Raw genomic sequence first — 12,698 nt, 5'->3', positions numbered from 1 at the left:
CCATGAAGAAACTCACGTCCCTCGGCGGCGCGATTATTGCCGCCTCACTGCTCGTCGCGTGCTCTGCCGGAGCGGCCGATGCTGTGACGCCCGCCAGCGAGAGCAGCGACGTCGCTTTACCGCCGACGAGCGGGGTGTTCGACTACCAGCTCGGCGGGTCGTACGACGAGCTGGATCTCGGGGGAGGTCCCACTGCGATCGACGTCGTCGTGCGCGACGCGACATCCGAGCCGCTCGACGGCGCCTACAGCGTCTGCTACGTCAATGGATTTCAGACGCAGCCCGACGATGCGGAGTTCTGGCTCGAGCGCGAGGACCTGTTGCTGCACGATTCGAACGGTGAGCTCGTCATCGACCCGGAATGGCCGGACGAGTATGTCTTGGATCCCAGCACTTCGGCCCAACGAGACGGCATCCTCGAGATCCTCGGCCCCGTTATCGATGGGTGCGAGGACGACGGGTTCGACGCGGTCGAGATCGACAACCTCGATACCTGGACGCGGTTCGACGAGATCGATGAATCAGGGGCGCACGCACTGGCGGAGGCGTACGTCACGCGCACACACGACGCGGGCATGGCCATTGCGCAGAAGAACTCCGCCGAGATCACGCAGGTCGCACACGACGAGATCGGCTTCGACTTCGCCGTCACGGAGGAGTGCGGTGTGTGGCAGGAATGCGCCGCATACACCGATGTCTACGGCGACCACGTCCTGCAGATCGAGTATCCCGAGGCGCTCGAGAAAGCGGGGATGACGTTCGATGAGGTGTGCGTGCTCGCAGATCGCGCGCCGCTGACGATCCTCCGGGACGTCGAGCTGGTGCCCGCGGGCAGCTCCGGATACGTCTACGACGCGTGCTGAGATGTCCGACAGCATGATCGAACCGTCTGATTCTGCGACGGAATCTGAACTGCTTCTGGCATGCTGGCGGCCGCGCGCGCAGGTGAGCCTGCCGGCGACGCACGTGCATCGTGCGATCGTGCCCGCGATCGACGTACATAATCACCTGGGGCGCTGGCTCACCGATGATTGGTGCGCCCCCGATGTCGCCCGCCTCGTCGATCTCATGGACGAGACCAACCTCGCGGCGATCGTGAACCTCGATGGGCGCTGGGGCGACGAGCTGGAAGCCAACCTCGATCGATACGACCGCGCTCATCCCGGACGTCTCGTCACCTTCTGCCAGCTCGACTGGGATCTGCTGGCCGAGCCCCACGGCGTCGAGGCCATCGAACGTCAGCTTCGAGAATCGGCGGCGCGGGGAGCGCGCGGGGTGAAGGTCTGGAAGAACCTCGGGTTGTCGGTGCGTGGCTCACACGGCGCCCTTGTGCTGCCGGACGCGCCGGAGGTCGTGCACATTCTCAACGTCGCCGGCGAACTCGGCCTGCCCGTGCTGATTCACGTCGCCGACCCGCGTGCGTTCTTCGATCCTCTCGATGAACGCAACGAGCGCATTGACGAGCTCTCCGCGATGCCGCAGTGGTCTTTCGCCGATCGCGCGAGGTTTCCACGATTCGACGATCTCATCGAATCATTCGAGCGGCTGCTGAGCGCGACGCCGGGCACGCAGTACATCGGTGCTCATGTCGGTTGTGTGGCGGAAGACCTTGATCGCGTCGAGCGGCTTCTGAACGGTGCGCCCAATCTGTCGATCGACATTGCGGGCCGCCTCGCCGAGTTGGGGCGTCAGCCGCGCCGATTTCGTCGGCTCGTGGAGAAGTATCCGGATCGCGTGCTGTTCGGCACAGACGCGTTCCCGCTCGACGAACAAGACCTGCACACGCATTTCCGATTCCTCGAGACCGACGACGAGAGCTTCGATTATGCGGCCGGGGAGGACATCCCTCCGCAGGGGCGGTGGGCGATCTCCGGAGCGGACATTCCTCGACGGCTGCTGTCAGGCCTGTATGCCGACAACGCTCGCCGAGTGCTGGGGCTTTGAGGCGGCCTCGTGAGTAGCGAGCACCGGTGATCGTTTCCGGTCGCTCTGTGCGCGTGTGCTCGTTAGGGCTCACGGATCGCGGCCGCGATGTCGACGGGTGAGCCGTGCCACGGCGCGCCGTGACCCGGAAGCACCCACGACGCGGACACCTGGGAGAGCTGGTCGATCGACGCGAGCGCACCAGCGCGGTCATCCGTGAAGGGCGCGAGCTGGGCGCCCGTATGTCCGGTCAGTACGTGCCTGGTCGTAAGCGCATCACCGACGAAGACAGCGTCGACGGCGGGCACGTGCACGGCGATGCTGCCGGGGGAGTGTCCGGGAAGGCCGACGATCCGGGGCGCGCCCGGGAGGTCGAGCGCGTGACCGTCATCGATTTCGACGAGCTCCTCGACATGCCGCGTACGCACTGCGTTCTTGCGCAAACCGTAGGCAAGGAATCCGAGTGTCGGACCGAGTCTCAACGGCCCCATCGCGGTCTTCGGTTTCTCGCTCGTGCGTGCACGGTGCGCGTCCGCAGCATGAATGAAGATCGGAACGCCGGTCTCTCGGCGCAGGCGCTCGGCGAAGCCGATGTGGTCGCTGTCGCCGTGGGTCAGGACGAGTCCGCGAACGTCGGCTAGCGGACGGCCGACCGCGTCAAGTTCCCGCAGAAGGTCGTTCCAGTGTCCCGGGAGGCCGGCGTCGATCAGCGTGATGCCGTCGGGCAGATCGAGCATGTAGCAGGCGACGATGTCGTTGCCGAGGCGGTGCAGGGAGGGGGCGAGCTTCACGGTGATCCCTTCGGTTGACATGCACACGGTATGCACCCATGATGGCTAATGTCAATAGCCAAGGAGAACGGATGCCCGCACCACCGCGCACCACGAATGAACAGGTCATCGCTGCGGCCGGCGCGATCCTCGAGGAGCATGGGATCGAGGGGCTCACGATGCAGGCCGTCGCCGCGCGCGTCGGTGTTCGCGCCCCATCGCTGTACAAGCGCTTCGCCGACAGGGCGGCTCTGGTGGCCGCCGTCGCAGAGGCGTCGGTCGATGCACTCGCGGCGCGATTGGTGGAGGCGGCTCCCGATCCGGTTCTCCTCGCGGAGGCGTATCGCGCATTCGGCCACGCGCATCCCGAGGCCTTCCACCTCATCTTCACTGGTGCGGCTCCCGAAGAAGCGCTGCGACGATCAGCGCAGCCGGTGATCCGCACTCTCGCGGAGATCGTCGGCGACGAACGTGCGCTCGATGCGGCGCGACTGTTCACCGCCTGGGCGACGGGCTTCCTGCAGATGGAGCTGTCGGGAGCGTTTCGACTCGGCGGAGACGTGTCGGGTGCGTTCGACTACGGCGTGCGCACGCTCGTCGCGGGACTCCGCGAATCCGTGTGAGGCATGGCGCCGTCGACCCCACTCCTTACTCGGCGTCCGGCCTCCGACGCGCTTTCTTCGTAAGGGCACGCTGACGTTTTCCCTCCAGGCGACGGCGCTTGGATCCCCGTGTCGGCTTCGTGCTCCGACGCGCGATCGCCGGCATTACGGCCTCCCGCAGCATGTCGGCGAGTCGCTGCCTGGCTGCCTGCCGGTTTCGCCGCTGGGCGCGCTCCTCGGATGCCGTGATCGTGACGATGCCTCCGCTCAGCCGCGGTTCGAGCCGTGCGAGCACGCGTGCGCGCTGTGCGTCGTCGAGAGCCGACGTTGCCGCAACGTCGAAGCTGAGCTGGACGCGCGAGTCCGTCGTGTTGACGCCCTGGCCGCCGGGGCCGGACGAACGGGAGAAATGCTCGACGAGTTCCGCCGCGGGCACACGGATCCCGCGCGGGGCGCCGGGGCCGGGCGGCACTCTCAAGTCATCCATACGTCGATTCTCTCGCGTCTCGCGGGTTCGCGATAATGAGTGGATGCCGCGACACGTGGGACCGATGACGACAATGATCTCCGCGATCCTCGTCGGCGTCGGCGGCGCGCTCGGAACGATTGTCCGCTTTCTGCTGAGCGCCGTGACTCCGAACGTCGCAGGCATCCCGCTCGGAACGCTGCTCATCAATCTCAGCGGCGCCCTCGCGCTCGGTTGGCTGCTGTCCGCGCTCGCCGCGCAGGGCACCGAGTCAGGCCGCCGCGCGCAACTCCGCCTCTTCTTCGGCACCGGCGTGCTCGGGGGGTACACGACGTACAGCGCGCTCGCCGTCGATTCTTTCGAGGCGATTGCCAGCGGATCCGTGGCAGCGGGAATCGTCTACGCGGCCGCATCGGTCGTGCTCGGCGTTGCCTGCGCGGCGTTCGGGATCCTGTTGGGACGACGGTGGCCCGTGATCCGAAGGGCGCGACGATGAGCGTCTTGCTCCTCGCGCTCGCCGTCGGCGCCGCGGGCGGCGTCGGATCTGTGCTGCGGTACCTCGTCGACAACGCGGTGCCGGAGAGGCTGCGTCGCCGGTATCCGTGGGGGATCTTCCTCGTGAACCTCACGGGGTCCTTCGCGCTTGGCGCCATGACGGGCGCCGTCTCGGGCGACTGGTCCACGATCCTCGGAGTCGGTTTGCTTGGCGGGTACACGACGTTCAGCACGGCGAGCGTCGATGCGGCGCGCCTTCTGCTCGAGCGGCGCCTCGCGGCGGGCGCACTCGGATCTGTCGCGACCCTCGCCGCCTGCGTCGCCGTCGCGGGCGGCGGATACGCGCTGTTCGCGTCCTGACCTCGTGGGGTGCGGGACGTTCGTTCCCTGCGTCGGAGCCGCCCGCACAGCACCCCCGAACTGCACGCGGCGCGCGTAGCATCTCTCTATGCAATCGCGCCACGTGAGTATCGTCGTCCCCGCATCCGTCGACGATGTGTACGGGTTCGCATCAGATCCCCGGAACCTGCCACAGTGGGCGGCGGGGCTCGCGCAGAGCGAGGTCGAACTGCGGGGTGAGGACCTCGTGGTGCAGTCGCCGATGGGGGAGGTCTTGGTGCGCTTCGCGCCGCGGAACGCGCTCGGGATCCTCGACCACGACGTGGTGCTCCCATCGGGCACCGTCGTCACGAACCCGCTGCGAGTCTTTTCCCATCCGGACGGCGCCGAGGTCGTGTTCACGGTTCGGCAGATCGAGCTGACCGACGAGGAGTTCGAGCGCGACTGCGGCATGGTCGCGGCCGATCTTGCACGCCTCCGGGAACTCGTGACACGCGGTGCCCCGACGGCGTGAGCGAATATCTGCTCCGTGGGAGTCTCACCATGATGCCCGGAATCGGCCGGGCACTGGTCTGAGATGATAACCGGGTGATGGATGTGGTCCGCGAACCAGGATGGCGACGGCAGGAGATCTCCGCCGGCATCGCCGCATCGCTCTCCGCTGGTCTGGGGCTGTTTCCCCTGGGGATCGCGTTCGGGCTGCTCGTGGCGCAATCCGGGTTACCGCTGTGGGCAGGGCCCGCGCTGTCGATCTTCGGATACGCCGGGTCGCTCGAGCTGCTGCTCGTCGGGCTGATGGCCACAGGAACGCCGCTTGCGACGATCGCACTCACGACGCTGCTCGTGAACTTCCGCCACGTCTTCTATGCGTTCTCGTTCCCGATCGGCGCGGTCCGTCATCCGATCGCGAAGGCATATTCGGTGTACGCGCTGACCGACGAGGCGTACGCGATCACGGCGTCGCACGACGGCCGTTGGACCTCGCCCCGCCTCATCACCCTTCAGCTCGCGCTCCAGGCGTACTGGGTCGGAGGAGGGCTCGCGGGACTGCTCATCGGATCCCTCATGACGACGCCCATCGAAGGGCTCGAGTTCGCGCTGTGTGCACTGTTCATCACCCTGACGCTCGACGCCTGCCGGAAATGGGACCAGGTGCCGTCGCTCCTGCTCGCGGCGTTGAGCTTCGCGGTCGCCGCCGTCGCGGTTCCGGATCAGGCGCTGTTCGCCGCGATGGTGCTCTTCCTTCTGCTTCTCGCGGGTCGTTTCCTGGTCGCGAAGAAGCGAGGAACGATCGCATGATTCCCGGCACCTGGTACATCGTGGCCGTGCTCGCGATCGCGTTCATCATCACCCTCGCGCTGCGCGCGATCCCGTTCGCGATTCTCAAGCCGCTGCGCGAGTCAAAGATCGTGCGGGCGCTCAGTGTCTGGATGCCGGTGGGAATTCTCGCGATCCTCGCGGCGTCGACTTTCCAATCCACGATCATCGACAACGCCCGCTACGTTATGCCAGCGATCGTTGCGGCCGCCGTGACGATCGCCGTGCACCTTGTGTTCGGACGCCGCACGCTGTTGAGCGTCGGTCTCGGCACCCTCACCTTTGTGGTTCTCGTGAACCTGCCGCTGTAGTCTCGGCGCATGAGCCGGATCCATGCGATGACGTTCGCGTCCGTATACCCGATGTACGTGGCGAAGCTCGAGCGCAAGGGCCGCACCGAGACCGAGCTGCGCGAGGTCATCAGATGGCTCACCGGCTTGGACGACGCGGCGATCGACGCCGAGCTCGCGTCCGAGAGCACGTTCCCAGATTTCTTCGGTGCCGCCACGCTGAACGAGAATGCGTCGTTGATCACGGGGTCGATCTGCGGAGTCAAGGTGCAGGAGATCGAGGACCCGCTGGTGCAGCAGGTCCGGTACCTCGACAAGCTCGTCGACGAACTCGCGAAAGGTCGCCCGATGGAGAAGGTGCTGCGGGGCTGATCCCGGATATCCTCTTGCCGTCGACGATCGGCGGCAACGACGAGTTCGACCTGATGGAGTTCCGCGCGGCGAGCGATCTCGCACGTCCCGAGACGCCGTACATGTACCACTGCCACATGTTGCTGCACGAAGACCAAGGAATGATGGGGCAGTTCGTCGTGATCGAGCCGGGTCAGGAGCACCTCGTCGGGGCAGCCCCCGGCCACGACCATCATGTAGACTGAACTGCTCGGGAGAGATCCCGAACACCCGTGCGAGAGCACGATGGTAACTCCACAGCGTGCGTACGCGGTTCCCTTCGAAAGAAGGATCAACGGGGCTGATCGGTTTCGACAGTGGCTGCTGATCTGAGAGAAGCGGGCCGAGGATGCAGGGTTGTCTCGTAAACGCCCCCTGCAAAACTAATAAGTGCCAACTCTAAGCGCACTGACTTCGCCCTCGCTGCTTAAGCGAGCCCGATAGTCCGTCAGGCCGTGGGTGATCCCGACACGGTTCCTGGCGTCATTTAGGGATCTTGCTGTGACGTGGCGTCGTGACGCGTTATGGGACTTTTCCGCGACTGGGCTCGTCGATCTATGTGTCTGTGCTAAAGATCGGAGCCGAGTAGAACGTCTTCACAGACTGCGCCCGGAGAAAACCCAGTGACCCAGTACTGGACGGGGGTTCGATTCCCCCCAGCTCCACCGGTCGCGTACGCACGCTGTGAACCCGCCCCGTGGGCACAGCGATACGGCCCCCGCCGAAGCAGGGGCCGCACATCGATCAGCTGCTCAGTCGAGCGCCTTCTTGATGTTGTCCTTGACGTCTTCGATCTTGCTCTTGATGTCGCCCTTGGTCTGATCTGCCTTGCCCTCGGCGACCTTTTCGTCGTCGTTGGTGGCCTTGCCAACGGCTTCCTTCGCGTTGCCCTTGGCCTTGTCAGCAGCGGCCGAGATCTTGTCATCCAGTCCCACGATTGCCTCCTTCGATCGACGGTCAGTTACCCCTCCGACACTTGCACGCATGCAGCCGCGACGCAAGCCTCTCGGGGTCAACCGCGCCAGGTGACGAGGTCGAGGCCCGACTTGGTGTCGGCCAGCGCGACCCACCCGTCCGCGAACTGGTAGGTGATGCCGTACTCGCCCTCTTCGAGGTACCCGATGAGGTTCGGATCCTCCGTGAGGTACACGTAGTGCTCGCCGTCTTCGCGCACCCAGCCGTTGTCCTCGAGGTAGTTCTGCAGCTCGGCGGCCTGGTCGGCATCGATCGGCGCCCACCCGTACATCTGGGCGAGGTCGGTGCCGCTCGAGAGGTCGCCCCAGACGCACTGCACGCCGCCCGCGACCTCGTGCTCGCCGATCTGGAACGGGCGCTCCTGGGCCGACCAGCCGAGCTCCGACAGCTCATCGACGAACGACGGGCGAAGGATCGACTCGCACGTCGGGGTGCTCGGCTCTTCCGACGCGGTCGGCTGCTGCGCATCCGCATCGGGGGATCCGCTGCACGCGACGAGCAGGGCGCCCGCGGCGAACAGCACGCTCGCCGTCGTCGTCGCTCGCCGCGTCAGTCTCACTCGGCGGCCTCGGCAAGTGCCTCGAGAACCGCGGTGTGCAGGTGGCCGTTCGTCGCGATCGCGGAGAGCGTGTCGAGCTGATCGGATCCCTCGAGGGAGGTGAAGCGACCCCCGGCCTCTCTCACGATCGCGGCCGCCGCGGCGATGTCGTACTCCTTGACGTCGAACTCGCCGACGATGTCGAGGCGGCCCTCGGCCAACAGCATGTAGGCCCAGACGTCGCCGTACGCGCGGTCGCGCCACACGCGGTCCTGCAGGCGCAGAAGTTCGTCGAGGTGCCCGGCGTCGCGCCACTGACCGATCGACTGGAAGCTGAGCGAGGCTTCGCCGAGCGTCTCAACGCCGGACACAGCGATCCGTCGCGGTTCGCTGCCGCCGCCGGTCCATGCGCCGAGTCCATCGGCCGCCCACCACCGGCGGCCGAGCGCCGGCATGCTCACGACGCCCAGCACGATGGATCCGTCGATCTCGAGCGCGATCATCGTGCCCCACGCCGGCACACCGCGCAGGAAGTTCGCGGTGCCGTCGATCGGGTCGAGGATCCAGCGGCGCGCCGCCTGCGCGGTCTGTCCGTACTCCTCGCCGAAGATCGCGTCGGATGGGCGCTCCTGCTCGAGGAGCGCCCGGATCGCGCGCTCGGACGCGAGGTCGGCCTCGGTGACGTGCGAGCGGTCGGCCTTCAGTCTGACCGCGAGATCGGCGCGATCGAAGCGGGCCATCGTCTCGGCATCGGCGGCGTCGGCGAGACGCAGAGCGAGCGAGAGATCGTGGGCGAGCGACGCGGCAACCGTGGGCATACGACCAGGCTACCCGCGGGACGGCCGGGCCACGGGTGAGCGCGCGGGCGGCGCCCCGATGGCGACAACGAAAGAAGGCCCGCCGTCCGCATTGCGCGGAGCGACGGGCCTTCTTCCGTGTGGTGCGCCCCCCGGGACTTGAACCCGGAACCCATTGATTAAGAGTCAATTGCTCTGCCTATTGAGCTAGAGGCGCATGATCGCGGAGAGAAAATAACTCGCCGGGAACGAGAATTTACATTACCCATTTTCGGCGCGCTGCGCCAATCCCTCGCACGTTCTGGCGTGTCTGAGCGCATGCTGGAAGCCGCGTTAGGGTGAGAATCATGTCGATCACGAGACCCCCGTCGATGGCCGACGTCGCCGCGGCGGCGGGCGTCTCGCACCAGACGGTGTCTCGCGTGCTCAACGGGCACGCCTACGTCAAGGACGATACGCGCGAGCGCGTGCAGGCCGCGATCCGTTCGCTCGGCTATCGGCGGAACCAGGCCGCGCGCACCCTCGTCACGACCCGCAGCGCCACGATCGGCGTCGTCGCGACGGGCATGGCGCACCACGGTCCCGCGAGCACCGTGCTCGCGATCGAACAGGCGGCGCGCCGTGCCGACCACTTCGTCTCGCTGGCCGCGATGACCTCCCGCGACGCGGACGCCGCGGCGCACGTGCTCGACCGCCTCATCGACCAGGGGGTCGATGGGATCGTCGTCGTCGCGCCGACCGCAGACGTCGCGCGCCGCGTGGATGAGGTGGCGCCGCAGATCCCGGTGGTCGTCGTCGCGGCACGACGCGATGCCCCGAGTCAGTCCGCGGCCGTGTACGTCGCGGTCGACCAGTACGCGGGATCGGCGCGAGTCGCCGAGCACCTCGCGGATCTCGGCCACGAGCGCGTCGTGCACATCGAGGGGCCGGCCGGCTGGTTCGACGCCATCGAGCGCTCGCGCGGGTTCGCCGATGCGGCCGAGTGCCGCGGGGTCGCCGCGCGCGTCGTGCACGCCGACGACTGGGGTGCGGAGCACGGGTACGCGGCCGGAACATCCCTCGTGCAGGGTGTGGAATCGGGACAGGTCACCGCGGTCTTCGCGGCGAGCGACCACCTCGCGCTGGGCGCGATCCGCGCGTTCTGGGAGGCAGGGATCCGGGTGCCCGACGACGTGTCGGTCGTCGGGTTCGACGACGTGGACGGCAGCGGTTTCTTCGTGCCGTCGCTGACGACGGTGCACCAGCCATTCGACAAGCTCGGCGACGCGGCCGTGCGTCGACTGCTCGCCCAGCGCGACGCGAGCGCGACGACGGGAGAGCCGATGATCGATCCCGAGGTCATCGTGCGGGGGAGCACGGCGCCCCCGCGCCGATGAAGGTTTCGCACACGACCTGTGAGCGCTAACATATGGTGAGTGCCCGCACCGCGGGACGCACACGACGAACGGAGACCGCGATGGGGCAGTTGCATACGGACGAGGTGCGGCGCGCGATCGCCGACGGGCGCACGGCCCTCGGCATCGAACTGGGATCGACACGCATCAAGGCGTGCCTCACGACGCTCGACGGCGACACGCTGGCCTCCGGCGGTCACGACTGGGAGAACTCGCTCGTCGACGGGCTCTGGAGCTACTCGCTCGATGACGTGCACGCGGGGCTGCGTGCGGCCTTCGCCGCGCTTGCGTCCGATGTGAGCGACAGGCACGGCGTCGCGCTCGACCACACGGGCGCCATCGGCGTATCAGCGATGATGCACGGCTATCTCGCCTTCGATGGTGCGGGCGAGCTGCTCGTCCCGTTCCGCACCTGGCGCAACGTCAACACGACCCGCGCCGCTGAGGCGCTCTCGGAAGCGCTCGACGTCAACATCCCGCTGCGCTGGTCGACCGCGCACCTCTATCAGGCCGTCCTCGACGGCGAGCAGCACGTCGCCGACATCGCGCGCATCACGACGCTCTCGGGCTACGTGCACGAGCTGCTCACAGGCGAGCGGGTGCTCGGCGTCGGTGATGCGTCCGGCATGTTCCCGATCGATCCCGCGACCGGCGACTACGACGCGGCGCGCCTCGAGACCGCTGACGCGATGTTGAGCGAAGCGGGGGCCGCCCACCTGCGCCTCACCGATGTGCTGCCGCGCGTGCTGACAGCGGGCGAATCAGCGGGCCGCCTCACCACGGACGGCGCGCGGGTGCTCGACGAGTCCGGCGCGCTCCAGCCCGGCGCCGTCGCCGCGCCGCCCGAGGGCGACGCCGGAACCGGCATGGTCGCGACCAACTCGATCACGCCGCGCACCGGCAATGTCAGCGCCGGCACGAGCTTCTTCAGCATGATCGTGCTCGAGCGCCCGCTCCGCGCGCGCCACGAGGAGATCGACGTCGTGACCACGCCGTCGGGCGATGCGGTCGCGATGGTGCACTGCAACAACGGCGCCAGCGAGATCGGCGAGTGGGCCGGCGTGTTCCGCGAGTTCGCGGACGCGATCGGCGCCGATGCGTCGGCGGACGACGTGTTCGCCGCGCTGCTGTCGGGCGCGCTCGAGCGCGGATCCGACGACGGGCTGCTCGCCTATAATCACCTGTCCGGCGAGCCGATCGCCGGCCTCGACGAGGGCCGCCCGATCATCGCGCGCACGCCGTCGTCGAAGCTCAGCCTCAACGGCCTCATGCGCGCGCAGGTGCGCGGATCCTTCGCGACGCTGAGCCTCGGCATGCGCACCCTCGCCGAGGAGAACGTGGAGATCGACGGGATCCGCGCACACGGCGGCATCTTCCGCACGGCCGGTGTGGCGCAGCGGCTCCTCGCCGACGCGCTCGCGGCACCGATCACGGTCGGGGCGACGGCCGGCGAGGGCGGCGCCTGGGGAATGGCGATCCTCGCCGCCTACGCGCACGCCGCGTCCGAATCGGCCCAGCCCGCGCTGACCGATTGGCTCGACCAGCACGTGTTCGCCGAGGAGCAGGCGACGACGATCGTCCCCGAACCTGCAGACGTCGCCGAGTACGCACAATTCCTTGACCGGTGGGAGGCAGGCCTCGACATCGAGCGCACCGCCGTCCACGCCATGAAGTGACTGAAGGAGCACGAATGACCTCCGCCGCACAGGTGCCCCCGGCGATGCGCGAGGCGGTCGACGCCGCCCGAGAGCGCGTCGCCGACCTGCACGCCGAACTGCCCCGATGGGATCTCGTGGCCTGGACCGCCGGCAACGTCTCCGAGCGGGTGCCGGGCGTCGACGGGCATCCCGACCTGCTCGTGATCAAGCCGTCCGGCGTGAGCTACGACGAGCTCGACGCCGCCTCGATCGTCGTCTGCGACCTCGACGGCGCGCTGGTCGAAGGGGAGCGCAAGCCGTCGTCCGACACGGCGGCGCACGCGTACGTCTACCGCCACATGCCGGACGTCAACGGCGTCGTGCACACGCACTCCACCTACGCGACGGCCTGGGCCGCGCGCGGCGAGGAGATCCCGTGCGTGCTCACGATGATGGGCGACGAGTTCGGCGGCCCCATCCCCGTCGGCCCGTTCGCGATCATCGGCGACGATTCGATCGGTCGCGGCATCGTCGAGACGCTGAAGGACCACCGCTCGACCGCCGTGCTCATGCAGAATCACGGGCCGTTCACGATCGGCGGCACGGCGAAGTCGGCCGTCAAGACGGCCGTGCTGCTCGAGGAGGTCGCCCGCACGGTGCACATCTCGCGCCAGCTCGGCGCGCCCCTGATGATTCCGCAGGACAAGATCGATTCGCTGTACGACCGCTACCAGAACGTTTACGGCCAGTAAGGCCCGAGGAGTG

The 12,698-nt window shown here is 67.7% G+C and carries 18 protein-coding genes, 1 tRNA gene and 1 other RNA gene; 14 read left to right on the top strand and 6 right to left on the bottom strand.

Features of this window, described 5'->3' with window-relative positions:
• The first annotated feature begins 2 nt into the window (after window positions 1-2).
• A complete protein-coding gene (locus tag G510_RS14950; protein ID WP_084644135.1) occupies window positions 3-863 on the top strand; it encodes an endo alpha-1,4 polygalactosaminidase in 861 nt (286 codons plus the stop codon).
• A 118-nt stretch (window positions 864-981) separates the two neighbouring features.
• Entirely contained in the window at window positions 982-1,944 is a 963-nt protein-coding gene (locus G510_RS0101420) for an amidohydrolase family protein (protein WP_245563205.1), read from the top strand.
• Between the two features lie 62 nt (window positions 1,945-2,006).
• Here the strand turns inward: G510_RS0101420 and G510_RS0101415 are convergent, their stop codons facing one another.
• Window positions 2,007-2,735 carry an MBL fold metallo-hydrolase gene (locus tag G510_RS0101415; RefSeq protein ID WP_245563204.1) on the bottom strand — a complete coding sequence of 243 codons (729 nt, stop codon included), beginning with the start codon at window positions 2,733-2,735 and terminating at the stop codon, window positions 2,007-2,009.
• Between the two features lie 50 nt (window positions 2,736-2,785).
• On the opposite strand from G510_RS0101415, the gene G510_RS0101410 reads away from it, so the two are divergent.
• Window positions 2,786-3,316: a TetR/AcrR family transcriptional regulator gene (locus G510_RS0101410; RefSeq protein WP_029152131.1), complete on the top strand. Its 531-nt coding sequence runs from the start codon at window positions 2,786-2,788 to the stop codon at window positions 3,314-3,316.
• A 25-nt stretch (window positions 3,317-3,341) separates the two neighbouring features.
• On the opposite strand, the gene arfB is transcribed toward G510_RS0101410, so the two are convergent.
• Window positions 3,342-3,782 (bottom strand): alternative ribosome rescue aminoacyl-tRNA hydrolase ArfB, encoded by a 441-nt coding sequence (gene arfB / locus G510_RS0101405; RefSeq protein ID WP_029152130.1) that lies wholly within the window; start codon window positions 3,780-3,782, stop codon window positions 3,342-3,344.
• Window positions 3,783-3,846: 64 nt separating this feature from the next.
• Here arfB and G510_RS0101400 point away from each other — a divergent pair, with 64 nt between their 5' ends.
• The 8 genes from G510_RS0101400 to ssrA all read left to right on the top strand — a co-directional run bounded on the left by G510_RS0101400 (window position 3,847) and on the right by ssrA (window position 7,260).
• Window positions 3,847-4,257 carry a fluoride efflux transporter FluC gene (locus tag G510_RS0101400; protein ID WP_036321453.1) on the top strand — a complete coding sequence of 137 codons (411 nt, stop codon included), beginning with the start codon at window positions 3,847-3,849 and terminating at the stop codon, window positions 4,255-4,257.
• A complete protein-coding gene (locus G510_RS0101395) occupies window positions 4,254-4,616 on the top strand; it encodes a fluoride efflux transporter FluC (RefSeq protein WP_029152128.1) in 363 nt (120 codons plus the stop codon). Before G510_RS0101400 ends, G510_RS0101395 begins: the two co-directional genes overlap by 4 nt.
• An 88-nt stretch (window positions 4,617-4,704) precedes the next feature.
• The gene (locus G510_RS0101390; protein WP_029152127.1) at window positions 4,705-5,109 is read left to right on the top strand and encodes an SRPBCC family protein; all 405 of its coding nucleotides are present in this window, start codon (window positions 4,705-4,707) and stop codon (window positions 5,107-5,109) included.
• A 77-nt stretch (window positions 5,110-5,186) separates the two neighbouring features.
• A complete protein-coding gene (locus G510_RS0101385; protein WP_029152126.1) occupies window positions 5,187-5,894 on the top strand; it encodes an AzlC family ABC transporter permease in 708 nt (235 codons plus the stop codon).
• Complete coding sequence (locus G510_RS0101380; RefSeq protein ID WP_211219135.1) at window positions 5,891-6,223, top strand: branched-chain amino acid transporter permease; 333 nt, start codon at window positions 5,891-5,893, stop codon at window positions 6,221-6,223. The genes G510_RS0101385 and G510_RS0101380 overlap by 4 nt, the downstream gene beginning before the upstream one ends.
• Window positions 6,224-6,232: 9 nt before the next feature.
• Complete coding sequence (locus tag G510_RS0101375) at window positions 6,233-6,574, top strand: DUF2200 domain-containing protein (RefSeq protein ID WP_029152124.1); 342 nt, start codon at window positions 6,233-6,235, stop codon at window positions 6,572-6,574.
• Between the two features lie 14 nt (window positions 6,575-6,588).
• Window positions 6,589-6,798: a multicopper oxidase domain-containing protein gene (locus G510_RS0101370; RefSeq protein WP_029152123.1), complete on the top strand. Its 210-nt coding sequence runs from the start codon at window positions 6,589-6,591 to the stop codon at window positions 6,796-6,798.
• Between the two features lie 91 nt (window positions 6,799-6,889).
• Window positions 6,890-7,260: a transfer-messenger RNA gene (gene ssrA, locus G510_RS17750) on the top strand.
• Window positions 7,261-7,344: 84 nt separating this feature from the next.
• Here ssrA and G510_RS0101365 read toward each other — a convergent pair.
• The 4 genes from G510_RS0101365 to G510_RS0101350 all read right to left on the bottom strand — a co-directional run bounded on the left by G510_RS0101365 (window position 7,345) and on the right by G510_RS0101350 (window position 9,119).
• Entirely contained in the window at window positions 7,345-7,527 is a 183-nt protein-coding gene (locus G510_RS0101365) for a CsbD family protein (RefSeq protein WP_029152122.1), read from the bottom strand.
• A 77-nt stretch (window positions 7,528-7,604) separates the two neighbouring features.
• Window positions 7,605-8,126, bottom strand: a complete 522-nt coding sequence (locus G510_RS14945) for a hypothetical protein (protein WP_051216128.1) — start codon at window positions 8,124-8,126, stop codon at window positions 7,605-7,607.
• A complete protein-coding gene (locus G510_RS0101355) occupies window positions 8,123-8,923 on the bottom strand; it encodes an inositol monophosphatase family protein (RefSeq protein WP_029152121.1) in 801 nt (266 codons plus the stop codon). The genes G510_RS14945 and G510_RS0101355 overlap by 4 nt, the downstream gene beginning before the upstream one ends.
• A gap of 120 nt (window positions 8,924-9,043) precedes the next feature.
• Window positions 9,044-9,119 (bottom strand) — tRNA-Lys (locus tag G510_RS0101350).
• Between the two features lie 130 nt (window positions 9,120-9,249).
• Here G510_RS0101350 and G510_RS0101345 point away from each other — a divergent pair.
• From G510_RS0101345 to G510_RS0101335, 3 genes are all read left to right on the top strand, one after another.
• Window positions 9,250-10,278: a LacI family DNA-binding transcriptional regulator gene (locus G510_RS0101345; RefSeq protein WP_029152120.1), complete on the top strand. Its 1,029-nt coding sequence runs from the start codon at window positions 9,250-9,252 to the stop codon at window positions 10,276-10,278.
• Between the two features lie 80 nt (window positions 10,279-10,358).
• Window positions 10,359-11,972 (top strand): FGGY-family carbohydrate kinase, encoded by a 1,614-nt coding sequence (locus tag G510_RS0101340; RefSeq protein WP_029152119.1) that lies wholly within the window; start codon window positions 10,359-10,361, stop codon window positions 11,970-11,972.
• Between the two features lie 14 nt (window positions 11,973-11,986).
• The gene (locus G510_RS0101335; RefSeq protein ID WP_029152118.1) at window positions 11,987-12,685 is read left to right on the top strand and encodes an L-ribulose-5-phosphate 4-epimerase; all 699 of its coding nucleotides are present in this window, start codon (window positions 11,987-11,989) and stop codon (window positions 12,683-12,685) included.
• Window positions 12,686-12,698: the final 13 nt, after the last annotated feature.

The organism is Microbacterium gubbeenense DSM 15944 (genome assembly GCF_000422745.1).
GTDB lineage: Bacteria > Actinomycetota > Actinomycetes > Actinomycetales > Microbacteriaceae > Microbacterium > Microbacterium gubbeenense.
Note: the sequence above shows the minus strand (reverse complement) of the source record. Positions and strands in the feature narration are given on the sequence as shown.